Origin of the sequence: Paenibacillus sp. S28, assembly GCF_016624415.1 — a bacterium.
Taxonomy (GTDB): domain Bacteria; phylum Bacillota; class Bacilli; order Paenibacillales; family Paenibacillaceae; genus Paenibacillus_AQ; species Paenibacillus_AQ favisporus.
This window is the reverse complement of record NZ_JACVTM010000019.1, coordinates 22,090-45,148: the sequence shown is the minus strand read 5'-3', so window position 1 is coordinate 45,148 and position 23,059 is coordinate 22,090. Positions and strand designations below refer to the sequence as shown.

Here is a 23,059-nt window from a genome sequence, read left to right as displayed (position 1 = left end):
TTATCCTCCTCTAAAAGTTAATCCAAACTTATGCCCGGCCCGGCTATCGTATAGGCAATGCGGCGGCAAGCTGCATAGGTGCCGACAGTTGAGCGTACCGGCTCTCCACATAGAAATTGAACCAGACCGCATGGATGACCTTCATCCCTGCCTGATGCGCCCCATCCAGCTCTCCGGAGCCTCCGTCACCTACAAACACGCAATCCTCCGGGAGTATTTGCAGCCGCCGGCATGCGAGTTCATAGATAGCAGGGTCGGGCTTACAGCATTGTACCTCGTATGAAAAAATAACATTGTCAAAATACCCGGCCAGCGGGGAATCTTCCCAGCCCCGGACTTCCTCCTCCGAACAGTTGCTGATCAGTCCCAGCTTCCAGCCATGGGTACGGAGATTTTCGAGCATTTCCAAAATGTCAGGGCGAACGGCTTCAAAAGGAATCCGCTTCTCCTGGATCCTTGCCTGGTAGAGCGTCTGAACGGACTGTTCGTCCGCATCCAGGCCCCTGCTTCGGCAAATATCCCGGATGACATCCGGAAAACTTGCCAGCTCCCCGCGCATCCGCCGCTCCACCCGGCTTCTCCATTCCAGCTTGAACGCTTCCTGGCTCAGACCAAGCAGACCCGGGTAATCGTAGCGACGCCCCGATATCCGCCGACCATCCGCATATTCGGTGATCAAGGTCTCGAACAAATCGAACAAAACGGCTTTCGTGCCCAAGCGGCATCCTCCTTATCGGTATTCGGGATTCCCTCCGCCACCCATAGCGATAATTTGTTTGATGCTGACGCCCTCCTTTCCGTAACGTGTCATAAATTCCAAGTAAAACTGCCGCAAGCGATGTTAATTTACCTATTCGACGGGAAAACGCCATACCCTTTCTTCGCCGGGTACTTGCTAAAAATGGATCGATATGGTAGCCTGTTAGTAATTTACGAAGAACGGAGGGTTACGTGTGGTAGATCAGTTTATCCGGGTTCGCACGTTTTGCAACTAACATATTGCAAAATTCTCTGCTTGTACGCGGAGGACTCAGGATTGGTCTGCCCTTTTTTAAAGGTAACCCAGGTTTTATAACGACTATGGCTGAAGCATCGTCTGCAGGAACACGCATGATCATGTCCAGCCTGCCTTTAAAAATTCATCTCACATGAACGCATTGCGGGATCGTACCCTCAATGGATAGGAAGGATAGTATCTCCCTGCCCTTCGCGCCTTTTCTGGTGTTCATGTAAGACCTTATATCCTGCGGCCGAAGGAACGGTTGTTCCTTGGACCGGGCGGTCCTATCGCGAAACGCTGACACAGGCAGACAGCCTGTGTTTTTTTGTGCTTATTTTTAGATTAACGATAATTCTGGCAAGGAGGGTTACGTGTGGTAGATCAGTTTATCCGGGTTCGCATGGTGTACAGCTGCTAAGAAAAAAAGCCGTTGGCTTTGCTGTGTACAGAGAAACTCAGGATAGGTCTGCCCTTTTTGCCAGGTAACCTCCTTTTTACTCAGGAAAAAATATCGCTTGGTCGATGCATCATGTGCCGCCACCCGCCGCTTCAATGCCTGGCTTATATGCCGATGAACTGCTCTTTCATGCAGTGCGTCCGGCCCGCGCGGGTGCCTTTCATTCGGTGAGATCCGCCGGATCCCGCGGCGTTATCCTGAGTCTCTCCACTTCACAGCACAGCCGATGGGCAAGAAACCATCGCTGGATAACGGAGGGATTCATGGATGCATAAACATCGACAACGTCATATTAAGACGCACTTGAACATAGAGAAACCCGCAGCCAAAGGACAGCACCTGCTGCACCACGAGCCGGTCATTCACGACATGATCGGAATGGCCGGCGTCACAACCGCCGACACGGTGCTCGATCTGGGCGCCGGGCGGGGAGCCATCACGTTCCCGCTTGCGAAGAAGGCTGGCAGAGTGCTGGCCATTGAGAACGATGCCGCATTCGCCGCCGCCCTTCGGCAAAAGGCGGTTCCCGGCTCTAATGTAGCCGTTATTGAAAGGGACATTCGCGAGGCTTATCTTCCGAAGGAGCCGTTTCATGTTGTAGCCAACATTCCATTTTTCATGACGACATTCATTCTCGAGAAGCTGCTCGACCCGCCGGGTTCTGCGTTCCAGGGGGCGGTGCTGATTGTGCAGCACGGAGCGGCCAAGGGATTTACGGCAAGGCAGATTCGCAGCCCGCGTCTGCTCAAGTGGCGGATGTGGTTTGACTTCGAGCTGGTGAAGGTCGTGCCCCGGCGGCATTTTTCACCCCCACCTCAGGTGGACGCAGCCGTACTCCGCATTCGGAGACGGAAAACACCTTGGCTGCAGACGCAGCATCATCATGCGTTCGGCGGATTGGCCGAATACGCGCTGAACGATCCGGCACTGCCGGTGTGCGAGGCACTCGCGGGGATTTTTACACCAGTGCAAATCAGGCACCTGCTGCAGCAAATCCGGATAGAACGGAATACGCCGGTATGCTTGGTGCGCGAGCGGGATTGGGCAGCCGTATTTGATACGATGCGGGAAAAGGTTCCCTCTTATCGATGGCCGAAAGCACCAACGAAGAAAAAGAGCGCCAGGTAGGCGTGAATTGAAATCTAAGGAGGAAACATAAATGACAGAACAACTCATTAAAGTGGATGGTATTGAACTGTGCAGCGAGAGCTTTGGACGAAAGGAAGATCCGGCACTCCTGCTCATTATGGGCGCCACCGCCTCGATGATCTGGTGGGAGGACGAATTTTGCCAGCGCCTTGCTGACGCGGGACGGTTTGTCATCCGTTACGATAACCGCGACGTCGGCCAATCGATGAATGATGAGCCCGGCAACCCGCAGTACGGCTTAGAGGACATGGCCGATGACGCCATCCGCGTTCTGGACGCCTACGGAATTAGCCTGGCCCATGTGGCAGGCATGTCGCTCGGCGGCCTGCTGACGCTGATGGCTACGGTCAAGTATCCCGAGCGGGTGCTGAGCGATACGCTGATCATGACCTCTTCGTTCCGTGACCCGAGTCTGCCGGAAATGGAAGAAAAGGTAGCTGCCTTTTTTGCTTCCGCCGATCAGGTCAATTGGGAGAATGAACAGGCGATCCTGGACTTTAGCGTTCAAAAATGGAACCTGCTCCGCGGGTCAAAGCACGCTCCGGACGAGGATAAAGTCCGCCGGCTGGCCGCACGGGAGCTGCAGCGGACCCGAAATTGGACGGCGAGCATGTTTAATCATGGCCTGCTGACCGGCGGAGAGGAATTGATTGCCCGGGTACCGGGAATCCGGGTGCCGGCCCTTGTCATCCATGGCACGGAGGATCCGATCATCCCTTATGTCCATGGTGAAGCATTGGCACGGGAAATTCCAGAAGCCCGGCTGCTGACCCTGGAAGGAACCGGCCATGAGCTGCATGAGGACGATTGGGATGCCATTCTGGATGCGATCATCCAGCATACCGCAGACATCCAGCAGAGCGAGTCGAGATCAGTTAAGTAATTAGCAAAACAGCGGGCAGGGATGAGTCCCTGCCCGCTGTCTGTATGTAACCCCCTACGGATGATGAATCCGATGCTTCAAGATTGCGTTGCCGTCAATCACTGACAAGATGTCTGTTTTCAGCTCAACCGGATATACCGACAAGCCCTGTAATTCCTCAATTGTAAACCATTTGAAGATAAGTCTGCCGCCATCCTCAATGCCTGGGAACTCGCCCTCCCGATCCAGAATTTCATGGCCTTCGGGAAAAGAAAATGTAAAATAAAATCCGATTTCATGGTATTTCATTCGGTCGTATTCGAAAAAATCCTCGTTGACATACAACAGCTTGTCTATCTGTATATCGATACCCAGCTCCTCCCGGATCTCCCGGATGAGAGCCTGGTCCGTCGATTCCTGAAACTCCACCCGCCCGCCAGGCAGGTTCCAGAAATCATCCTGCAGCGTCGTGTGCAGCAATATCCGGTCGCGGTGAACGGCGATTCCCGCAACCCGAAAGTTAAATTTGTTCTGCCCTTCTGTAAAGGTAATCACCGGATCACCCAGCTTCCGTTCCGCAGCAGCGGCTCGATCGTACCGTCCTCATGCTCCGCATCGATGCCCAGTTCCGCCGACCCGACCATAAAATCTTCATGCTGCATGCTGACGTTGGCTCCGCGGGCAAGCAGCTCCTCATCGCTGAGTCCCGCCCCGCCCTGCAAATTGGTCGGATATGCGTTCCCGAGCGCAAAATGGCAGGACGCGTTCTCATCAATGCCCACGTTATAGTAGATCCGGTTCAGACGGGAGATCGGCGAATCATGCGGTACGATCGCAATCTCCCCCAAATATCGCGTCCCCTCATCGGCATCCAAAAACTGCTTCAACGCCTCATATCCGGTCTCCGCCGTAAAATCCACCACACGTCCCTCACGAAACGTCAGAGTGAAGCGGTCCACCAGCTGCCCGTTCAGCACAAACGGCCGGGTGCTCGACACCGTTCCGTTTGTCCCGGCTCGGTGCGGCATCGTATACACTTCCTCGGTCGGCATATTCGCCACGAACGGAATCCCGCTCTGATTAACCTGGCCGCCGCCAAGCCAGATGTGGCCTGGAGCGAGTTCGACCGTCAGATCAGTGCCGGGTGCCTTGTAATGCAGCCTGCGGTACTGCTTCGCGTTCAGCTTATCGGTGACGGCTCGTAAATGCTGCGTATGCCTCTGCCAGGCAGCCACCGGATCCTCTTCATCGATATGGTTCATACGGAAAATCGATTCCCATAATGCGTTCACCCGCTCTTCCTGCGGGCGGTCGGCAAACACTTGATCCGCCCACGCCTGGCTCGGCACGTTGACGATGCACCAGCTGATCCGATTGGTGCGCACGTATCCGAGATAGTTCCGGCGGGCGGCGGCGGCGGCTTTCCGGGAAGCCGATATTTTCGCCGGATTCACGCCCTCATACAAATTCGGATTCTCCCCGTCCAGCAGGAGAACCGCTCCCCCGGACTCCGCGATGCTCTCCATCATGTGCGCCGTCCAAGGGGGATAGAACGCAAACGACTCCGGCCCCGCCAGGTCATAGCGCATGCGCACCACGGTCTCGTCACGCCAGTTCAACTGAACATATTTGGCCCCTGCCTGATAGGCTTTGGCCGTAACCAGCCGCGCAAAATCAGCAGACTCTATTGGTGACTCCACATAAAGCACTTGATCCGGCTGCACATTCACGCCCACTTGGACGAGCAGCTCCGCATATTTTTCCATTTGCTTCTGTAACTCCGTCAATAACATCCCCTGCCTTATCTATTTATAACTGGTACGATCTTCATAACGAGCCGATTAGCCGGGTGACCAGAGGAAACGCATAAATGACCACCATGCAGGCCAGCAAAATCCAGCTGAGAATCCGCGGATACTTGGCACGGTACAGTCTCACGGTACCAAATATGCCCGCCACGAGCAATGCCAAACCGGCGATGACCGGCAGATGATACCCGGTTGAACCCCCTGTCCACGGATCCAAACCTAAGCTTGAAAAAATCATGTCCCCCACGGATACATCCTGATGATTTTGCACCAAAAAGATCAGCGCGGCCAGAATCATCAGGAAATAGGGTATGCCCTTTTTCACGCTTAATCACCTCCCTCGGAATCTGCTCCGCTTCACTAATTCCTTTCCAGCATCCAATCCAGGTGTTTCTTACTATGGTTCCATATCCAATGGGCCCCCGTCTCGATCTGGTGCAGCAGCCCATTCAGGGTTCGGTGCGCGAGCACGAAGTCCTCCTCCGTAATAGCCGAACTGCGAAGCGCTTCGCTCAAATCGTCTTCATCTTTGATCACATAGCTGCCGTCAGGAAAGACAACCAAGTCCAGATACAAGTCATCCCAGTAAGGAATGCCCTCCCCGCTCAGGCCGTTCCGTTTCGTCATATCTACGTACCACTGGATGATCTCTCGCTCCGCATTAAACATGGTGGTGACCGCGTAGTGCTCCCCTTCCGGAAAGTGCTGCATCCAAACGTATCCCTGATCAGCCAGGCACAAGTCCCGGTTCTGCATCTGTACCACAAGAGGCTCGCTGATTTGATGAATCGAGATGAGTGTCACATGCCCATTAAATTCGTCGGATCGGAGCCGCCTGCAGGCAAAATCTCTTTCCAGCACCCGCCGCCAATCCTGCCGGTCGGCATATTTTCGCTTCACTTACTCCCCTCCCGAGCTCTACGCTTCTGCATAACTCTGACCGCCGCCGTTAAGCAAGCGACTGAGACGATGCCGATCCCCGCGTACAACCACCAAATCGTTCGCATCTCCGGCCCTCCAGAATAAGCTCCCTGCTGAATCGCCAAAATGTACGTATCTTCGCCTGTTCGAACTGCGATAGCCTCTTGGCGGCTCCGCCCCTCAATGGCGTAGTAACCTGTTCCTTTGGGATACATATTGGAGAAATTCCCCCTGTACGTCCCTTCCCAGTCCGAGTACTTCGTGACTATGCCAATTTTTTGGCCGACGTCCTCGGGCTGAACTGCTTGTTCCGTGACCTGGTAGATATGGCCGGAGTATACGACAAATGGATAAGCCCAGCTTGCCGAGGCAATAGATAGCGGAAAAAGAAGGATGAAACTAAGGAATAGAGGCAGCACTCTTTTCAAATGACATTCCTCCTCCGAAAAAAATAGCCATCAGCAAAAACGCTAATCCGTAACTTTTTACACAACACCCGTCAGCCGCCAGCTTATGCCTGAACCCATGTCCCCCGGGTATAGCCCAGCTTCAGACCTGCCCGCTCCATGTTGCGGTGGCTGGTCGAGGCGTAGGCCGCCTGGCCGACCACGATCTGGCAGCCGCTTTGATGCGCTTCGGTGATCCTTTTTTCCAACAGCGCCTGCTGAACCCCTTGGTTACGGTATTCCGCAAGTGTAGTGGCAAACGTCAGCGAAGCCGTGTCATCCTGGATATACATCACGCCTACGCCAGCCGGTCTGCCGTTGACCCATCCCGCATAGAACTTCCATCCATCCCTGTCATAAAGAACGATGTTGTTGTCGGCGATGTGGTGTTTGCCGGATATCGGCAGACCGGTGCCCAAGCAGTGAATTTCGGCATACAAGTCCATTTCGTCTGCGGCGAGTTCCCGGATCGTAATATGCTCTCTTACTGTCTCACAAGAGCGAGGTTCGCCGTATAAAGTCGCATGATACCCGGTCTGGTAATAGCCCTGATCAAAAAGAGCCTTCATCAGCTTGGGATGAGATTTGGAAGGGACCACCTCAAATTGGCATCGGCCCTGCCGCTTCCGATAAAATTCCAGAATTTCATCCAGACGCTCAGCCTCTTGCTCTCCAATTCCCTTCACCGTATTAAACTGCGGCCATGGCATCGCTTGACTATAGAACGCGGCAGCACCGCCAAAAGTTTGAATGTCGATCCCCATCGGATTGCCGGGCCGCTCCTGAATCGCCTTCATTCGGTCGATCATGTAATCGATTTCGGATTGCTCCATCAGATCGGCCAGTTCTTTGCTTATGTACATATTATGACGTCCTTTCGGGCTTGATCGTCGTTGATTGATCCCTATTTATTCTCGCGGCAAAAGCGGCAACCTGGGAGGTATGATGACGATGATGCCAGATGAACCTTTGCAGGGCCGTGTCCAGTGTGATCGTTCCGAGCACTTCGGTTCGCATCGTTCTGCGAAAGTCCATCGGAGTCAGGTTTAGCAGCAGTCTATAAAAGCGTTGATGCAAAAGCTCAATCAGCGACACTGAATTTCCGATGGTCAGATCCATATAATCCGGCAGCTCGGCCCACAGGTCTTCCCGGTATGAACTTGCCAGAGGCTCCTGTTCGGTCAGGGCTCTTTTAAAACGAATATACGCATTCATATCATTATCCGCCAAATGATGAACAATCTGCCGGACCGTCCAGCCTTCAGGGCGGTAAGGAACATCGAGCTGCTCCTGCTGAAAATGGTTTAGAACGCTTTGCAGCTTGCCGCTCAATTCCGGAATTTGCCCAATCCAATCTTCGCGCTGCTGAGAGGAGGGGGCGATCACGGGCTCAAAAGAACCTATCGGAAAACGCAGCGTATCAGGCGTGGTCATCGTTCTTTTCCCCTTCTGTCACCTTCTGCCTCGTGACTCTTGTGCATGACGACCTGCCGGGTCGGCTTGTAGCCGGTCTGTTGATAAAAATCTACCAGGCCGCTCTCGCAAAATAAGCTGACCACGTGGATATTTTCCAGTTCGGCAGTGATGCGGTCGACGATCTCCCGCCCCAAGCCGCGTTTTCTGTAATCCTCCTGCACGCCCATATCCTCAATATAGGCACGGAACAAGCCGTCCGAGACCGCTCTCGCAAACCCGACCAGCCTGTCCTCGTCCCAGGCGCCGACAGCAATGGATGAGCCGAGCATGGATTCGATATCGGCCAACGTTCTTTCCGGCCACCAGCCCAGGTGATCATACAGCTGTTTCAATTGAGCGGAGGGGATATTTTTCTCTTGGTACGTCCGTACAGTGATTGGACTCATAATATTAGCTCCTTAATATGGAAATCTTCATTTGCATTAAATCCTCAAACACAGGCCGCTGAACGGAACTGATCGGCAGCTGTTCGATTTCATCCATGGACTTGAATTCAAGCTGAAGCGACTCCTGATGAAGGTCCTGAAAAAGAAGTGCCCTTCCGTTATCGGAAAGGCTTCCCTGCAAGTTTGCTTCCGCCTTGAAGATGAACATGACAAACACAACCTCGTTCCCGTCAGGATAGGTGTACTGCATTCTCGGCCCGCTATAGACACCCATCAGTTCATGTTTCAGGACGACCAGTCCGGTCTCTTCCAGCACTTCCCGCCGCATCGTCTCCTCAATCGTTTCTCCGGGCTCCATCGCACCGCCAGGCAATCCCCAATCCCCATAGTCAGACCTGCGCTGCATAAGGATGCGGCCCTCTTGATCCTGAATGACAGCGCCGCCTGTCACGATAATTCGCATGCTGCTTCCTACCTCCTGTTGCGAAATCAGAGCTTTGCCCACTCCCGCGCTTGCTTTAACAGCTCAGCAATCGTTCCGGACTTTTCATCCGAGTATTTCAGCAGCGTGTTGATGCCGCTGGCCAACGTGTTCCGTTTGGCCTGTGCATAGGCATTCGCTTGTTCCGGATGGGTACGCAAATAATCCCTGAACAGCAGGTTATCCCGCCAAATGGCGGAGTCCCACACGGTAATTTGCAGATTGATCTTCTGCCCGATGCGTTTGCGATAATGAATCCGCCCCGGCACTCCCGCCTCACCCATGCTCTCATACTGTAAAGCAACCAGCTGCCGGTCTGTCTGCTCGTCAATATGAAGCTCCTTGAGACCGATCAGGATATCGACAATCGGTTTGGCTGTCATCCCCTCGACAGACGTGCTACCGATATGGGCAAACTCCACCGCTTGTTTCGCGAACACAGGCTCCAGCTTCTTCTTCTCTTGATCGTAGATGTCCTTCCATTCATCCTGATAAGATGACAGCTCAATGATTTCATCAATACCCATCAGTTCCTCCGATCCGATCATTGCTCCTTTTTTGGACAGGCTCCTTATTTGGAAAAATCCAGTCCCTTGTCGGCCAGTGCCTGCCGAAGCTGTTCTACCGCTGTGGGGCCGATGCCGTGAAGCTGCTTCAGCTCCGGTTTGGTGAGTCTCGCGACCTCTTCTAGCCGGGTAATACCCGCATTCCGGAGCGCGCTTACCGCCGGCTGGGCCAGCTTGGGCAAACCGCTTTCCGTCAGATCCTGCTTATCCTTTGGCATGGCTTATAAACCTCCATAAATAGATGGGTAATACCTTCCAATCACGTTTTCATCCCAAATCTGTGCCTCAATGTATCGCTCTGGCCCCTGGTCCCCGAGCTTGTTCCATTCCTGCGGGAGCCCGTACCTGGCAATGACTTCCCGGATTTCATCCTTCGTATATACCTGCTTGCGATAGGGCTTGCCATCTTCGTAGCGCATTGTCGGAAACAAATCGCCGTACGTAAAACTGATCGAACGATCATCGAATTCGTCCCAATCGATTTGAACCACGTTTGGTTCCGTATACCAGGAACACAGCCAATCGCAAGGTCCGAGGGTCATATAATGCGGATACGGATTTGCGGGCTGGCCGCCTTTGGCTATAAACGCCTCTCTGGCCCGGCCCTCCAGTTTGAGCCTGATATCCATATAATCGCCTGCCCTTTTACTGGCAAACGTCTTCCCTTCCTGCACGATCTGCCCTAAAATCACACGGGCTTCTTCCTGCGGCAGACACGACAGGTTTCGAAAAGGACCCCGTCCTGCTTCATAGTAGTGATACAACACCAGCGTCATGGCCATCGCCCCTTTCGGCAGCTTGGTTACACTTAGCCCCACTCAAAAAATAAAGCGTCAGAACATACCGATGATGTCTAACGCTTTACGTTTTATTCCATTTTAGTCAAAAGGAACGGCCTTCTCAATGAAAACTGTAGTTTTCATCATTCCTCTACACGGCCTTGGGGCACATTTCCTATGCCCCTTTTGCGAATCCCCTGCATTTTGCACCGTTCCAAAACTTATATCTTATCCTTCGGACTCTGCCCCCGCATATTCACGTCGAATGATTCTGACATTCTCCTCATGACTCGCGATGGTCGATTCGGACACAAATCCGTGCTCCCGCTGCAGCCGTTCCAGCGCTTCCCGATCATCCGCAAGCACCGCCTGTTTCAGCCGCTCGATATGATCAAGCGCCACGCTCACTCTGCGCTCCATCTCCGGACGATCAGCCGTGTATTGGCCGTGACCGGGAATCAGCCACTGCACCGCATGCTCCTTCAGAATCCGGCCGGCCTTATGCAGGGTCTGCTCATAGGATCGTGCACTATCTTCAATAAAAGGCAGTTCGAAATCGGATAAATAGTCTCCGGCCACAAATACACCGAGCGGATCGATAACAGTAAACAGACCGTCCGCCGTGTGTCCGGGCGCTAAATAGAAAGTCAACGTATCACTGCCGATCGGCACCTGCTGGCCATCCCTGGTAATCACGATATCCAGCTCAGGAAACTCCACTGGGTAGTCCCTGGTAACATAGTAAGTCGCGTCAAAATCGCGAATCAGACGCAGCTTATGCTCCTTCTTCGGATGATGTTTCAGGCCCTCGCTTCCGATCGTGATCGCCCCTGGAAAAGCGCGATAACCGATAATGTGGTCGAAGTCGCCATGGGTGAACAGCAGATAGCAAGGCCGATCCCCACGGACCTTGCCGACGTGTTCCTTGATTTCCTCGATCTCGACGGGAAGCCAATTCGGATCCACGATCAGAACGGCCTCGTTCAACTGAATGACGGTAGAGGTGGTCTGAAACAAGGCGCTTTGAAACACGGTGATCCGGTCATTGGAAAATTGAATCATAGCCCAGCCACTCCTCGTTGATTTTCATCGCATAACGATACACATTAAAATCGCTGTACTGCACATAAAATCCATCACGGATCAAATGGTGGTATTCCGGATTTATCCCAAAGGAAAAGGATATCCGCGGACCTTGGCCCGACTGCCCGAAGGGAATTTCTTGTCCGCTCTTGTCCGTTAACCGAAGATTCGGGCCCTGGGTCATGACGGAACCGTCCGGATTAAGCTTACCGTTATACACAAACTCACCCGATCGATGTTCCCATCCGGGAAATGCCTCGAAACTGAAATAAATGTCATTTCCCCGGTTCAACACATCGTTAAGCAGGATACGCGTATGATTCATCTCAAGGACTTCGACTTTTAAATCTTTCCGTTCGTCCTGCCCGAATGCGATCCATTCCGGTTTGACAAAAATTTTGACGGGTACCTGCTCCTTTACGAGATTCACGTCATACCCCTTATGGGCGATGACATGATCCATAATGCCTTCATCCGAATAGTTCAATGAATAGATCCGGTAGCCGCCCACAATGACGATGATCACCGCAATGATCACTATTGTCCGTTTTCTTTCTGTGCTCATTAAAAGGGCTCTTTTCAGCCACCCATGAAAATAATAGTATATAACGCGTTCCACCGCCCTACCCGATCAGCTTATCCACCGTTTCGCGATCCAGCTTCTTGATCACCGCCGTCAGCAGGTCGGCTGCCTGGCTGAAATCGGATTTGGACATCACGGAGTTATGGCTGTGGATGTAACGCGTGGCAAATCCCACGGACAGCGTCGGGCAGCCGATGCCGCTCGTATGAATCCGGCCGCCGTCGGTCGTGCCGCCGGTGATGGCGTCAAATTGCACGGAAATGCCCAGCTCCTCCGCCGTGTCGATTACAAGGTCCCGCAGGGCGGCATTCGGAATCATCGAAGCGTCAAAAATGAGCACCAGCGGTCCGTCGCCCATATTGCATTTCATCGGGTTCGACTCGCTGCCCGGTGTGTCATGCGCGATACCGACGTCCAGCGCAAAGGCCACGTCCGGCTGGATGAGGTTGGCGGCCGTTCCCGCACCGCGGAGACCTACTTCCTCCTGCACCGTCGCTCCTGCATAAATGACGTTCGGATGCTGTTCGTTCTGCAGACGGGACAGGATTTCGACCGCCAGCGAGCAGCCGGAGCGGTTGTCGAGCGCTTTGCCCGCCCACAGCTCGCCATCGCGCATCGTAAAGAAATCGCTCACCGGTACGACCCAGTCGCCCGGACGAACCCCCATTTCTTTGGCGTCCGCTTCATCTCTGGCCCCGATATCGATGTACAAATCCTTCAGCTTCATGACTTTGGTCCGCTCCTCGGCCTCCAACACATGGGGCGGCTTGGATCCGATGATGCCGATGTATTCGCCTTTGCGCGTCTTTACTTTCACCCGGTGGGACAGAACGTTATGCGCCCACCAGCCGCCCAGCTGGTTAAAACGCAGAAATCCCTTCGGCGTAATCTGGGTGACCATAAACCCGATCTCATCCAGATGGCCGGCAAGCATGACTCTAGGTCCCCCGGCAAGGCCGGTTTTCACCCCAAACACGCTGCCGAGCCGGTCCATAACGAGCTCCTCGCTGAGCGGTTCAAGATAGCTTTTCATTTGGGCGCGGACGGCGCCTTCGTGTCCGGGCACCCCGTCGCACTCGGTCAATACCTTCATTCGCTGCGTCATTTCATCCATCATGGTTATTCAACCTCCAAATCTGCGTTTTAAAAAGTATAGAATTCGGACGAACTTATCCATGTTTCTTCGTATATTGCTTCGCTCTCTCCAGCCAATTACCTCCCTAGGCGTGGGAAATTGCTTTTGGACATTCCCTTTGCAATCCCTGGCTCGAGCCTACACGTCTACGATGACTGTTCATACGCTTCCATGCTTACCGGATGACACCCGTTTTTCTTTTCAAAACAAGAGAGGTACAATATTTCTAGACTTATCTTCGCAAAGAAAGGACGCACTCCCTATGATCATTACACCCAGAACACGCGGTTTCATCTGCACGACGGCGCATCCGGAGGGCTGTGCCAAGCAGGTGCAGGAGCAGATCGATTACATACAGCAGCAGCCTAAATTGAACGGCCCGAAACGGGTCTTGGTTATCGGAGCCTCCACAGGGTACGGCCTGTCGGCCCGGATCACCGCCGCTTTTGGAGCGGGCGCCGCCACCATCGGCGTCTTCCGGCCCAGCTCAGTGCGGGACAAACGGACCGCATCGGCGGGCTGGTACAATTCGGCGGCTTTTGAGCGGCGGGCCGCCGAAGCCGGCTTGACATCCGTCAGCATTACAGGCGATGCCTTTGCGGATGAGACGAAAGACCGCGTCATGGACACGATTGCCAAGCAGTTCGGCCAAGTGGACCTCGTCGTGTACAGCGTAGCTTCGTCCCGGCGTACCGACCCAGACAGCGGCAAGACGTACAACTCGGTACTGAAGCCGATCAGGGCTCCCTTCACCGGCAAGGCCGTGAACTTTCATACCGGCGAAGTGACAGACCAAGTCACGACCGAACCGGCGGAAGGCGATGACATCGACCAAACGATCGCCGTCATGGGTGGAGCCGATTGGCAGCGCTGGATCGACCAGCTTCGGCAGGCGAACCTCCTGGCCGACGGAGCGGTGACCATCGCCTACTCCTATATCGGCTCGGAGCTTACCCGGGCCATCTACCGGGAAGGCACCATCGGCAAAGCCAAGGAGGATCTGGAGGCAACCGCGCAGCGGCTGACCCGTGAGCTGTCCGCTTTAGGCGGAAAAGCTTTCGTCGTCGTCAGCAAAGCCCTGGTCACCCAGTCCGCTACTGCCGTTCCGGTCTTCCCTCTGTACATTGCCGCACTTTACAAAGTAATGAAGGAAAAGGGCATTCACGAAAATACGATCCAGCAGTCGTACCGCCTGTTTGCCGACAAGCTGTACCACGAGGGCGGAACGCCTGTAGACGAGGCAGGCCGAATCCGCATCGACGATTGGGAACTGCGTCCGGATGTCCAGCAGGAAGTGGCCCGGATCTGGGATCAGGTCACAACGAATAATGTATATGAGCTGACGGATCTGAAAGAGTACCGCGGCGAGTTTTTCCAGCTGTTCGGATTTGAGACGGACGGCATCGACTACAGCAAGGACACGAATCCGGACGTATCCCTTTTAAACGTAAGGTAAGAAAAACGTCTATCGACGTACCTTCAAAGAAGACAGACCGCGTTTAAAGGTAATTTTTCTTGCAATATCAGGAAGCTATGGCTCTGGAGTTTATACTTTCTGATATTATAAGAAAAACGTCTATCGACGTACCTTCACCGCGTTAAGGGGAAGTTTTTCTTGCGAGATCAGGATGTTTTGCCTCGGAAACTTATACTTTCTGATCTCTAAAAAAAGGCAGCCGGTGAATCCGGGCTGCCTTTGGTTTTTTATACGCTATCCTTTTTTGTTACTCTCCAGGTATGTTCCGCAAAGCTAGACACTACTTTAAATTGATGCCTCTCGTACAGCCTTTTGGCACCCTGATTGGATTTCGCAATACGCAAATAGATTTTAGGGATCTGTTTACCCATCATATGCCGGATGCAGTGAGTAAGGATGGCACTGCCATATCCGCGGTTTTGCTGATCCGGTGCTACAACGATGTCCTGGATATACTCACCAGAAATAATATAAGCTCAAATCAGAGTTCCCTCTTTCCAAAACGAACGAAACTCATCATTTCGGACCTTATCCTCCAGCCTCTCATGAAACAAACTTATATTCATGCGGTGTTCGTCCAGTGGCCAGCCGTTTTCTACATTCAATGCGGCGTATGCCCTGTCAAATAAGTCGGCCAAAGCAGTCAGCATACTCGCTTCATATGTATTTACGATGAGATCCGTATTAGATAGATCGGGTTCATGGGGCCCGTCATAATACAAATGATAGCCCTCCATATCCGTTCGAAAGCCCAATTGGCGGACGAAATGAATCGCCCGGACGTTCTCTCCGTATAAATTGAAGCACAGCTCCTTGGTGCCAGTCTGCTGAAGGTAAGGAGTCATGGTTTTCGCAATGAGATCAAGGAGGGCATTAGAATCCGTTTCCTGTATGAATGAAAAATATGCAATAACACATTGATCATCCTCGACGATACAAAAAACACCATGTTCCTGCTCTGTTGCTTTATGATAGATAACATCAAGTTTTTCATTCCGAACAGCCAGCTCCACATAATCCCTTGCTTGTGGCGAGATATAGGCAATCAACCCGAGAATGTCATCTATTGTTTCGGTATCCACATGTTCTGCCACCTTTTTCACCGAATAATCTAAATATCAGGATATCTGCCCATCCCTAATTGGGATCTCCGATCCTCCCGAAGGTATGTCCTATAATTTCTTCATTCATCACTCATCGTCTTACGAATCAGCTCGTCGATCCAGCGGATCTCCCCTACAACCCGCGATATCGTTTGCTGAAGAACCTCATTCAGGAACATGTCATGAGCCATGCTTCCTTCCTGACGCTGCTGAATGCCGGCCAAGAGGGACTCGAGGTCCTTTTTGCGCATATCCAGAATCCTCAGCCGATTCTCACGGGAAATACGGTCAAACAGGGATACCCGGATCATGAACTCAATTTCATGCTTGGCGTCCTTTTCGGTAAAAGCGTTGATCAGCTCGGCGATTTTTGCCCTGCCCACATCGGTGATTTCGTACACGTACTGGCTGGGCCGACCCTCCTGCTCATGACGCTTTCGGATAATGGCCCCTTCCGACGTAAATCGGCGCAGCGCCGGGTACAGCAGGTTATGATTCACATCCATCAAATAGCCGAGGTCTTTTTGGATCTCTTTTTTGATTTCGTACCCGTGTTTGGGGGATTTTTCAATCTGGATTAAAATGAGTAAGTCGATATACATAGATCCTGCCCTCTCGTCTGATTTGACCGCTGTCCGGGTTTATGTATTTAATAGCATACCAATTCGGTTATGGTACTTCAACGAATTCCGACAAACTCCGCATTTCCTACTGCACCCAAAGTCATGGGGCGTTGGGCAGTGGCTCCCCTTCGGCCAATATGTTAAATTAACATATGATATTTTAAGCATGAAGTCACCTACTATTCTTCAACACGGGAGGGAATGGAATGCAAGAAATCATTGCTTTGGCCGATATCACCCAGTTCCGATCACGATCCGAAGAATTCAACCCGTACGATTGGTACCGGGACAAGCTGCAGAACGAGCCGATCAGTTACAACGAAGCCACGAATACCTGGAACGTATTCCGCTACGACGATGTTAAACGGGTGCTCAGCGATTATGAGTATTTCTCCAGTGTGAGAACGCGGACGACGATCAGCGTCGGCGCCGACAATGACGAAGGCCGGGGAAACGACAAAATCAACACGATCAATGCCGATCCGCCGGAGCACCGGAAACGCCGTTCCCTGCTGTCCGCCGCTTTTACGCCGCGAAGCCTGAAGCTGTGGGAGCCGCGGATTCACGAAGTCGTCCGCCAGCTGCTAGATGAGATGGGAGATGCACCGGTCATCGACGTGGTCAAGGATTTTACCGGCGCATTGCCCGTCATTGTGATGGCAGATCTGCTCGGGGTGCCCTCCAAAGACCACCTGCTGTTCAAAGAGTGGGTAGACACCTTGTTTCTTCCGTATAACAAAGACAAGGCAGCCGAAATCGGCGAATTGAAGCGCCAGGCTGCCACTGAGTACTATACTTACCTTTTTCCTTATATTGTTCAGAAAAGATCCCAGCTCGGCGATGACATTATTTCCGATCTGATCCAGGCCGATGTGGAAGGAGAACGGTTCACGGATGACGAGATCGTCCGCACCACGATGTTCCTGCTGGGCGCTGGCGTAGAAACGACAAGTCATCTGCTCGCCAACTCGTTCTATTCGTTCCTGTACGATAACGATCAGATCTACGGGGAAGTCCGGGCGAACCGGGAGCTGGTTCCAAACACCGTAGAGGAAATGCTGCGTTACCGCTTCAATATTTCCAAAATGGACCGTACCGTCAAGCAGGATAACAACGTGCTCGGCGTCGATTTGAAAGAGGGTGATGTCGTCGTCGCCTGGATGAGCGCCGCCAACATGGATGAACAGGTGTTTGAAGACCCCTTCACCGTGAACATCCACCGTCCGAACGCCAAAAGGCATCTGACCTTCGGGAATGGTCCGCATTTCTGCATGGGCGCGCCGCTGGCACGCCTCGAGGCGAATATCGGGCTGGAGCTGTTTATGGATTACTTTGAGATGATCGAGCCGGTTCCCGGCTTCCAGCTGGAAGAGAATTTGACGCCTTCCGCCGCCGGCCAAGGGCTGGTAAGCCTGCCTGTGCGGGTTAAGCGGGCCTAAGATTGGGTTTGTCATATGAAAAGCCGCTTCCGGTAATCGGGGGCGGCTGCTTCTGTTGTCTTCTATTCCGGATCTTCCTCCAGCAAAATGTCCAGCATCTGCCCCGGGCTCTCCATCATTTTTCGGGTGATCACGTAATGGTCCGTGTCCTCCAGCTTCACCAGGCGCATGCCTTGATCGTCCAGCAGCCAAATTTCAGCATGGGGATACGACATCAGGATGGGGGAATGCGTGGCAATAATGAATTGCGACCGCTTTTTCACCAACTGGTGGATCCGCGACAGCATGGACAGCTGCTTCAACGGGGAGAGTGCGGCCTCCGGCTCGTCCATCAGGTACAAGCCCCTTCCCCCAAACCGATGCATAAACGTCGCAAAAAAGCTCTCCCCATGGGACTGCTCATGCAGCGACTTGCCTCCATAGGAATCCCGGATCGGAGGACCATAGCTCATCTCCGCATCCAACTGGTCGATATTCGTCGCCACGTTATAATAGCTTTCTGCCCGGAAGAAAAAGCCGTCCTTCGGCCGGACAACGCCGCGCACGAGCCGCATGTACCGGTGCAAATCCGAGTGGGAGGACATCGTCTCAAAGGAAAAATTAATCGTGCCTCCTTCGGGATTAAATCCCCAGGCGACCGCCATCCCTTCCAGCAGGGTGGACTTGCCCGATCCGTTTTCGCCGACGATAAACGTCACCGGCTGCTGAAACGACAAGCTGTGAAAGTCATGGACAGCCGGAAGGCTAAAGGGATACGCACGAAAGGACGGCACCTCCTCTCTCCTCAGCATCACGCTCCGCAAATATAAAGAACGTGCATCCAGCATGAATCGATCTGCTCCTTTCCATCAGAACATCATATGTTTAAATACTTCCTTGACGTAGAGGCCCGCCCCCTCCTCCTTATTGCAGGCGGTACCACGCTGGCGGTCCCCCGTTTTGAAAGTCATGCGTGTCGATCGTCCGCTCGATCTTTTTCAGCGTTTCCTGAACTCTATCATGTTGGATGCCCCCGATCAAGGTCGCGTGCTGGTTCAGCGCCACGAACAGGTTGTATTTCGGCCAAAAGTCATCCGGAATGCCATCTTGGAAATATCCGTGGACCTGGCCCTTGGCAAAATACGGGCTGACCTGGCAGGTATACTTCGGCAGTTTGAAAAATTCCTCCCACGGGTCTCCCCAGTCAAACCGGCCAAAGTCGATCACACCGGCAAGGCATCCATGTTGAAAGATCAGGTTGGACGGGTGAAAATCGTCATGCTGGAAGGTTACCGGACTCTTTTCAAGCAGCTCCAGGTGATCGTCGATGTAGCTCTCCAAATCGTTCTGCCGATGAAAGCGAAGGCCCATTTCCCGCAGAATCCCCTTTTTCTTCCTGTATTTTTCTGCACGCCGCGCCGCCCAGTCTATGGGGACATCTGGGATGACCTGATGGATCTTTCTTAATTCTCTTCCGGCTGCCGCCCCCTGCTGAAGTTGAGCTTCCGGCGCTAATCCGGGCAAAACTACATCCCCGCTAACGCCAGGGATGTAGGACAGCAGCAAATAGCAGAGGTCAAGATGCCCAGCCAGGCCCGCCACCAGTGGCTTGGAGCAGCGGACCTGATTCGCTTCGTGCTTTCGGAGCAGCTTGAACTCCATCCGCTGTCTGGCATACGTGCTTCCTTCATGTATCCGCAGCAGGTACACCGGGGTATCCGCCTGATACAACACAAATTTCCGCGCGTCCGAAAATCCCTTCTCAAGCGGCTCAGCCCGGTCATACCCAACTTGCTCCCTGATTTCGGCGAGTAACTTCCGAATCCGCTCCTCGATCGGTTCCATCCCTCTCCCCCTCCGTCCATCCGTTATCACGTTGTTCTCCTCTTCTCCGCACCATCCACCATATAGAGATCCCAACGCTATAGCCGTATAATGGTATCACAAATATACAGGAAATGGGTGCAAAGGAAATGGCATTGCCTGACGTTCACCACAATTTTAGGCAGTTCTTTGACGGATTGCAGATGCATGGTTCATCAGGGCGCCGGTACGAACGCATGAACCTTCATTCATGGATGGGAGAAGGAACGGTGCAGCGCCTGGCTCCCCGGCAGGATTTAGGGATGGCGGCAGTCGATTTTCGTTTGAACGATGACTATACTGTAGCCCTGCATACCCAGGTGCCGATGGTCGAGCTAAGCTGCTGTGTTCAAGGCTACCGGAGAGTTGAGGTGTCCGGCAGGGAGTTCGAGATGAAGCCGGGCAGCTGGAGCCTCCAGTTTGCCAACCCGGCGGAAGCCCGCATGCCTTTTTCCAAAAATCAGCCGTTTCAAATGGTGAGCATCGCCATTCCCGTCACTGCCTTCCATCATTTCATGGAAAATGGCGAGGGCACCCGGGCCTTGGATTTTCATCAGATTATCGGAACGCTGCCATATCGGGTATTCCAGGAAGCCTATGATCCTGCTTCGGCTTACCTCCTGCAGCAGATGATGGAAGCCTCTGTCCGGCCGGACTCGCTGGGCATAGAAATGGAGTGCCGAATTTTGGAGCTGCTGTCCCATGCGTTCCGTTCGATGCTTTTGGGCAAGGAACAGAGGCCCTCCGGCCTGTCCAGAACGGATCTGTCCAAGCTGGAACGGGCGAGAGAAATCATACTGGATAGAATGAGCCACCCGCCATCCTTATCGGAGCTCTCCCGCCTCATCGGCCTGAACGAATTCAAGCTGAAGACCGGCTTTAAGGTCCGGTACGGCAGCACCGTGTTCGGCTATTTGAGGGAGGCTCGGCTGGAAACAGCATACCGCCTGCTTCAGGAGCCTGATGCCAGCGTCATCGACGTATCCGTGTCGGTCGGTTATTCCAATCCCAGTTATTTTGCCGAGGCGTTCCGCGGGAAGTACGGCATGAACCCGGGTACGCTGATCAGGAAACCGTAACGCCTCACAAAAAAATCCCGCCAACCAGCATCCGGCTCCTTCTACTGGTAGTGCTTCATTCCCCGGTCACGATATGATGAGCGCATATCCGACAAGGGAGAGTGAAGATATGTCTGATTCACCCCAATTGAAGCTGAATGACGAACTGGCGACCACAACCCGGCACGGCCTGGAAGTGCTGCCCGCAGCCGTTACCGAAGCGTTCGAGCGCTCCGTGGAGGACTTACGCACATCCGGTGCCGCACGCGGCCTGATGGTTGGAGATGACGCACCCGATTTTACGTTAAGCAATCAGACAGGTGACCCCGTTACGTTATCTGAAGAATTCGCGCACGGTCCGGTCATTCTGACCTTTTACCGCGGAGCATGGTGCCCGTTTTGCAATTTGGAATTAAGGGCCTACCAGCGGCTTCTGGACCGTATTCATGAGGCTGGAGCCCGGCTGCTGGCCATTAGTCCCCAAACACCGGATCACTCCTTGTCCATGCAGGAAAAAAACGGACTCGGTTATCATGTTCTAAGCGACCTGCACAACAAGGTGGCGGAGAAATACCGGCTGACCTTCCGGCTGGCGGAAGACGTGCAGCAGGTGTACCGTTCCCTCGGTTTTCCCCTGGACCAATTCAACGGTGACGATTCGTGGGAGCTTCCCGTGCCCGCCACTTACGTCATCGATTCGCAGGGCGTGATCCGTTATGCCAGCGTAGACCCGGATTACCGGACGCGGGCTGAGCCGGAGGAAGTGGTGCAGTTCGCGGAAAGCATCTAACGGAAGCCTTTCCGGCGAGATTAGAGACGCTCACGCTGTACAAAAAACAGCCCGGAATGACCTATAGGGTCATTCTCGGGCTTTTTCATTGTTCTCCCAGTTCCCTCAGCACCTCTGCTATCCGCCGGACTCCCTCTGGAATCTGCGGCTCGGCTACGTCGCCGAATCCCATAATCAGCTTGTCCTCGAACCTCCCCTTCACGATGGCATACTTTTCGGCCGGATAAATCCGGACGCCCTTTTCCGCCAATGTTTGGACCCGTTCCTCGTCAAAAATACGCCCCGGAAAACCGGCAATCAAATGCAGTCCCGCGGCGTCGCCGCTCACCTGAATCCGGTTCCCGAACGTTTCGCTCAGACTGCGGATCAGCAGCTTTCTTCTCCGGCTGTATACCCGCTTCATTCGAGTGACATGGCGCTGCAAATGGTGATCCGCGATAAACCGCGCCAGGATGGCCTGATCCAGCGTAGGCGTATGCATATCCATAAGCCGCTTGATCCCTTCCATGGGCGCAACCAAGTCCTGAGGCAGAACCATATAGCCGATGCGAAGCGCCGGGAACAGATTTTTGCTAAAGGTGCCGATGTAGATCACCCGCTCTGCATCCAGCTCCCTTAACGCATGGACCGGCATGCCTGCATAACGAAACTCGCTGTCATAATCATCCTCAATAATGTAGCAACCGGTATTACGCGCATACTCCAGCAGTTCCATCCGCCGCCCGATGGATAAGATACTGCCGAATGGAAACTGATGCGACGGCGTGACAAAAACAAGATGGGGGCGGGCCTGGCCGGGAATATCCTGAACCCGCAGCCCATGGGCATCCACCGGAACCGGTACGATGTCCGCGCCGGCCGTCTGAAAAATCCCATGGATAAACGTGGACGTCGGGTCCTCCGAGATGACCGTCTCTCCCGGCGGAAGCAGCAGCTTGCACACCAGCGTGATCGCCTGCGTCGCACCGGCCGTAACGACGACCTGCTCGGGATCGCATAGAATGCCCTTCATATTCAGCAGCATTTCGCATATTTGCAGGCGCAGCCCCCAGTGCCCCGCAGGACCGGCATATCCGTATTCCCGGTCGTCCAGCTGGTCGTATACCTTATAGGCGACCTCGCGCCACTTTTTGCGCGGAACATGCTCCATCGACGGAAAGCTCGGCCGGAAATCGACCCCGTCGAAACCATAACCGTCATCAGGCTGTTTCCGGGAGAAATGAAAGCTCTGATCCGACTTCTCGAATCTTGCAGGCTTCCTGTTTTCCAAATCGACCACATACGTCCCCGATCCGAGCCGCCCTTCCAAATACCCCTCCGCTACCAGCTGCTCATATACGCTGACGACCAGCGTGCGTGACACACCGAGTTCCTGCGCCAGCTCCCGGCTCGACGGCAGGCGCATACCCGCGAAATATTGTCCCTGGAAGATCCGCTCCCTGAGCAAGGAGTAGATTTGTCTCGTTTTGGTGTCTGCTGCCTGCACGCCTGTAGGGTCCTGTGCCAATACGGCTCACTCCCTTCCTTCGCAAATTGGTATGTTCAAAATCGCTCCAGAGTGGTGCTTATTACAGCCAATCTAGCATGGTAGGATG

The 23,059-nt window shown here is 53.6% G+C and carries 28 protein-coding genes; 6 read left to right on the top strand and 22 right to left on the bottom strand.

Translation table 11 applies throughout. The annotated features are described in order from the left end of the window. Positions 1 to 43: 43 nt before the first annotated feature. Complete coding sequence (locus IAE55_RS29135) at positions 44 to 718, bottom strand: HAD family hydrolase (protein ID WP_200634590.1); 675 nt, start codon at positions 716 to 718, stop codon at positions 44 to 46. Between the two features lie 1,006 nt (positions 719 to 1,724). On the opposite strand from IAE55_RS29135, the gene erm reads away from it, so the two are divergent. Both erm and IAE55_RS29125 read left to right on the top strand, forming a co-directional pair. Next, the gene (erm, locus tag IAE55_RS29130; RefSeq protein WP_200634589.1) at positions 1,725 to 2,585 is read left to right on the top strand and encodes a 23S ribosomal RNA methyltransferase Erm; all 861 of its coding nucleotides are present in this window, start codon (positions 1,725 to 1,727) and stop codon (positions 2,583 to 2,585) included. A 31-nt stretch (positions 2,586 to 2,616) separates the two neighbouring features. Further along, a complete protein-coding gene (locus IAE55_RS29125; protein WP_145160411.1) occupies positions 2,617 to 3,489 on the top strand; it encodes an alpha/beta fold hydrolase in 873 nt (290 codons plus the stop codon). A gap of 54 nt (positions 3,490 to 3,543) precedes the next feature. On the opposite strand, the gene IAE55_RS29120 is transcribed toward IAE55_RS29125, so the two are convergent. The 15 genes from IAE55_RS29120 to IAE55_RS29050 all read right to left on the bottom strand — a co-directional run bounded on the left by IAE55_RS29120 (position 3,544) and on the right by IAE55_RS29050 (position 13,114). Continuing rightward, positions 3,544 to 4,023 carry an NUDIX hydrolase gene (locus tag IAE55_RS29120; RefSeq protein WP_200634588.1) on the bottom strand — a complete coding sequence of 160 codons (480 nt, stop codon included), beginning with the start codon at positions 4,021 to 4,023 and terminating at the stop codon, positions 3,544 to 3,546. After that, the gene (locus tag IAE55_RS29115; RefSeq protein WP_200634587.1) at positions 4,020 to 5,255 is read right to left on the bottom strand and encodes an aminopeptidase; all 1,236 of its coding nucleotides are present in this window, start codon (positions 5,253 to 5,255) and stop codon (positions 4,020 to 4,022) included. The genes IAE55_RS29120 and IAE55_RS29115 overlap by 4 nt, the downstream gene beginning before the upstream one ends. A 40-nt stretch (positions 5,256 to 5,295) precedes the next feature. Next, entirely contained in the window at positions 5,296 to 5,601 is a 306-nt protein-coding gene (locus IAE55_RS29110) for a hypothetical protein (protein WP_145025611.1), read from the bottom strand. Positions 5,602 to 5,636: 35 nt separating this feature from the next. Then, positions 5,637 to 6,176, bottom strand: coding sequence for a DUF402 domain-containing protein (locus IAE55_RS29105; protein ID WP_145025613.1), 540 nt, complete (start codon positions 6,174 to 6,176; stop codon positions 5,637 to 5,639). Continuing rightward, a complete protein-coding gene (locus tag IAE55_RS29100) occupies positions 6,173 to 6,625 on the bottom strand; it encodes a hypothetical protein (RefSeq protein WP_145025615.1) in 453 nt (150 codons plus the stop codon). Before IAE55_RS29100 ends, IAE55_RS29105 begins: the two co-directional genes overlap by 4 nt. 83 nt (positions 6,626 to 6,708) lie before the next feature. Then, entirely contained in the window at positions 6,709 to 7,506 is a 798-nt protein-coding gene (locus IAE55_RS29095; protein WP_145025617.1) for a GNAT family N-acetyltransferase, read from the bottom strand. Position 7,507: 1 nt separating this feature from the next. Then, positions 7,508 to 8,077: a YfiT family bacillithiol transferase gene (locus IAE55_RS29090; protein WP_145025619.1), complete on the bottom strand. Its 570-nt coding sequence runs from the start codon at positions 8,075 to 8,077 to the stop codon at positions 7,508 to 7,510. After that, positions 8,074 to 8,505 carry a GNAT family N-acetyltransferase gene (locus IAE55_RS29085; protein WP_145025621.1) on the bottom strand — a complete coding sequence of 144 codons (432 nt, stop codon included), beginning with the start codon at positions 8,503 to 8,505 and terminating at the stop codon, positions 8,074 to 8,076. Before IAE55_RS29085 ends, IAE55_RS29090 begins: the two co-directional genes overlap by 4 nt. A gap of 4 nt (positions 8,506 to 8,509) precedes the next feature. Then, entirely contained in the window at positions 8,510 to 8,968 is a 459-nt protein-coding gene (locus IAE55_RS29080; RefSeq protein ID WP_145025623.1) for an NUDIX domain-containing protein, read from the bottom strand. Between the two features lie 26 nt (positions 8,969 to 8,994). Continuing rightward, complete coding sequence (locus tag IAE55_RS29075; protein ID WP_200634586.1) at positions 8,995 to 9,513, bottom strand: GrpB family protein; 519 nt, start codon at positions 9,511 to 9,513, stop codon at positions 8,995 to 8,997. Positions 9,514 to 9,557: 44 nt separating this feature from the next. Further along, positions 9,558 to 9,770, bottom strand: a complete 213-nt coding sequence (locus IAE55_RS29070; protein ID WP_200634585.1) for a DNA-binding protein — start codon at positions 9,768 to 9,770, stop codon at positions 9,558 to 9,560. Between the two features lie 3 nt (positions 9,771 to 9,773). Then, positions 9,774 to 10,328: a hypothetical protein gene (locus IAE55_RS29065; protein WP_200634584.1), complete on the bottom strand. Its 555-nt coding sequence runs from the start codon at positions 10,326 to 10,328 to the stop codon at positions 9,774 to 9,776. 231 nt (positions 10,329 to 10,559) lie between these two features. Further along, positions 10,560 to 11,393, bottom strand: a complete 834-nt coding sequence (locus tag IAE55_RS29060; RefSeq protein WP_200634583.1) for an MBL fold metallo-hydrolase — start codon at positions 11,391 to 11,393, stop codon at positions 10,560 to 10,562. Then, a complete protein-coding gene (locus IAE55_RS29055) occupies positions 11,374 to 11,979 on the bottom strand; it encodes a hypothetical protein (RefSeq protein WP_145025631.1) in 606 nt (201 codons plus the stop codon). The genes IAE55_RS29060 and IAE55_RS29055 overlap by 20 nt, the downstream gene beginning before the upstream one ends. A 58-nt stretch (positions 11,980 to 12,037) precedes the next feature. Next, a complete protein-coding gene (locus tag IAE55_RS29050) occupies positions 12,038 to 13,114 on the bottom strand; it encodes a M42 family metallopeptidase (protein ID WP_442793361.1) in 1,077 nt (358 codons plus the stop codon). Positions 13,115 to 13,394: 280 nt separating this feature from the next. Here IAE55_RS29050 and fabV point away from each other — a divergent pair, with 280 nt between their 5' ends. Continuing rightward, positions 13,395 to 14,588, top strand: a complete 1,194-nt coding sequence (gene fabV / locus IAE55_RS29045) for an enoyl-ACP reductase FabV (RefSeq protein ID WP_200634582.1) — start codon at positions 13,395 to 13,397, stop codon at positions 14,586 to 14,588. Between the two features lie 248 nt (positions 14,589 to 14,836). Here the strand turns inward: fabV and IAE55_RS34420 are convergent, their stop codons facing one another. From IAE55_RS34420 to IAE55_RS29030, 3 genes are all read right to left on the bottom strand, one after another. Then, complete coding sequence (locus IAE55_RS34420; protein WP_442793362.1) at positions 14,837 to 15,061, bottom strand: GNAT family N-acetyltransferase; 225 nt, start codon at positions 15,059 to 15,061, stop codon at positions 14,837 to 14,839. A gap of 24 nt (positions 15,062 to 15,085) precedes the next feature. Next, positions 15,086 to 15,691 (bottom strand): hypothetical protein, encoded by a 606-nt coding sequence (locus tag IAE55_RS29035; protein ID WP_200634581.1) that lies wholly within the window; start codon positions 15,689 to 15,691, stop codon positions 15,086 to 15,088. 101 nt (positions 15,692 to 15,792) lie between these two features. Beyond that, on the bottom strand, positions 15,793 to 16,314 hold the full coding sequence (locus tag IAE55_RS29030) for a PadR family transcriptional regulator (protein ID WP_200634580.1): 522 nt from the start codon (positions 16,312 to 16,314) through the stop codon (positions 15,793 to 15,795). A 227-nt stretch (positions 16,315 to 16,541) separates the two neighbouring features. On the opposite strand from IAE55_RS29030, the gene IAE55_RS29025 reads away from it, so the two are divergent. Beyond that, on the top strand, positions 16,542 to 17,774 hold the full coding sequence (locus IAE55_RS29025) for a cytochrome P450 (RefSeq protein WP_200634579.1): 1,233 nt from the start codon (positions 16,542 to 16,544) through the stop codon (positions 17,772 to 17,774). Between the two features lie 62 nt (positions 17,775 to 17,836). Here the strand turns inward: IAE55_RS29025 and IAE55_RS29020 are convergent, their stop codons facing one another. Beyond that, complete coding sequence (locus IAE55_RS29020) at positions 17,837 to 18,601, bottom strand: AAA family ATPase (RefSeq protein WP_200634578.1); 765 nt, start codon at positions 18,599 to 18,601, stop codon at positions 17,837 to 17,839. 76 nt (positions 18,602 to 18,677) lie between these two features. Beyond that, positions 18,678 to 19,598 (bottom strand): aminoglycoside phosphotransferase family protein, encoded by a 921-nt coding sequence (locus IAE55_RS29015; RefSeq protein WP_200634577.1) that lies wholly within the window; start codon positions 19,596 to 19,598, stop codon positions 18,678 to 18,680. 128 nt (positions 19,599 to 19,726) lie between these two features. On the opposite strand from IAE55_RS29015, the gene IAE55_RS29010 reads away from it, so the two are divergent. Further along, complete coding sequence (locus IAE55_RS29010) at positions 19,727 to 20,695, top strand: helix-turn-helix transcriptional regulator (RefSeq protein ID WP_200634576.1); 969 nt, start codon at positions 19,727 to 19,729, stop codon at positions 20,693 to 20,695. Between the two features lie 109 nt (positions 20,696 to 20,804). Then, the gene (locus tag IAE55_RS29005) at positions 20,805 to 21,464 is read left to right on the top strand and encodes a peroxiredoxin-like family protein (RefSeq protein WP_200634575.1); all 660 of its coding nucleotides are present in this window, start codon (positions 20,805 to 20,807) and stop codon (positions 21,462 to 21,464) included. Positions 21,465 to 21,549: 85 nt separating this feature from the next. On the opposite strand, the gene pdxR is transcribed toward IAE55_RS29005, so the two are convergent. Then, positions 21,550 to 22,971: a MocR-like pyridoxine biosynthesis transcription factor PdxR gene (gene pdxR / locus IAE55_RS29000; protein WP_200634574.1), complete on the bottom strand. Its 1,422-nt coding sequence runs from the start codon at positions 22,969 to 22,971 to the stop codon at positions 21,550 to 21,552. Between the last annotated feature and the right edge of the window lie 88 nt (positions 22,972 to 23,059).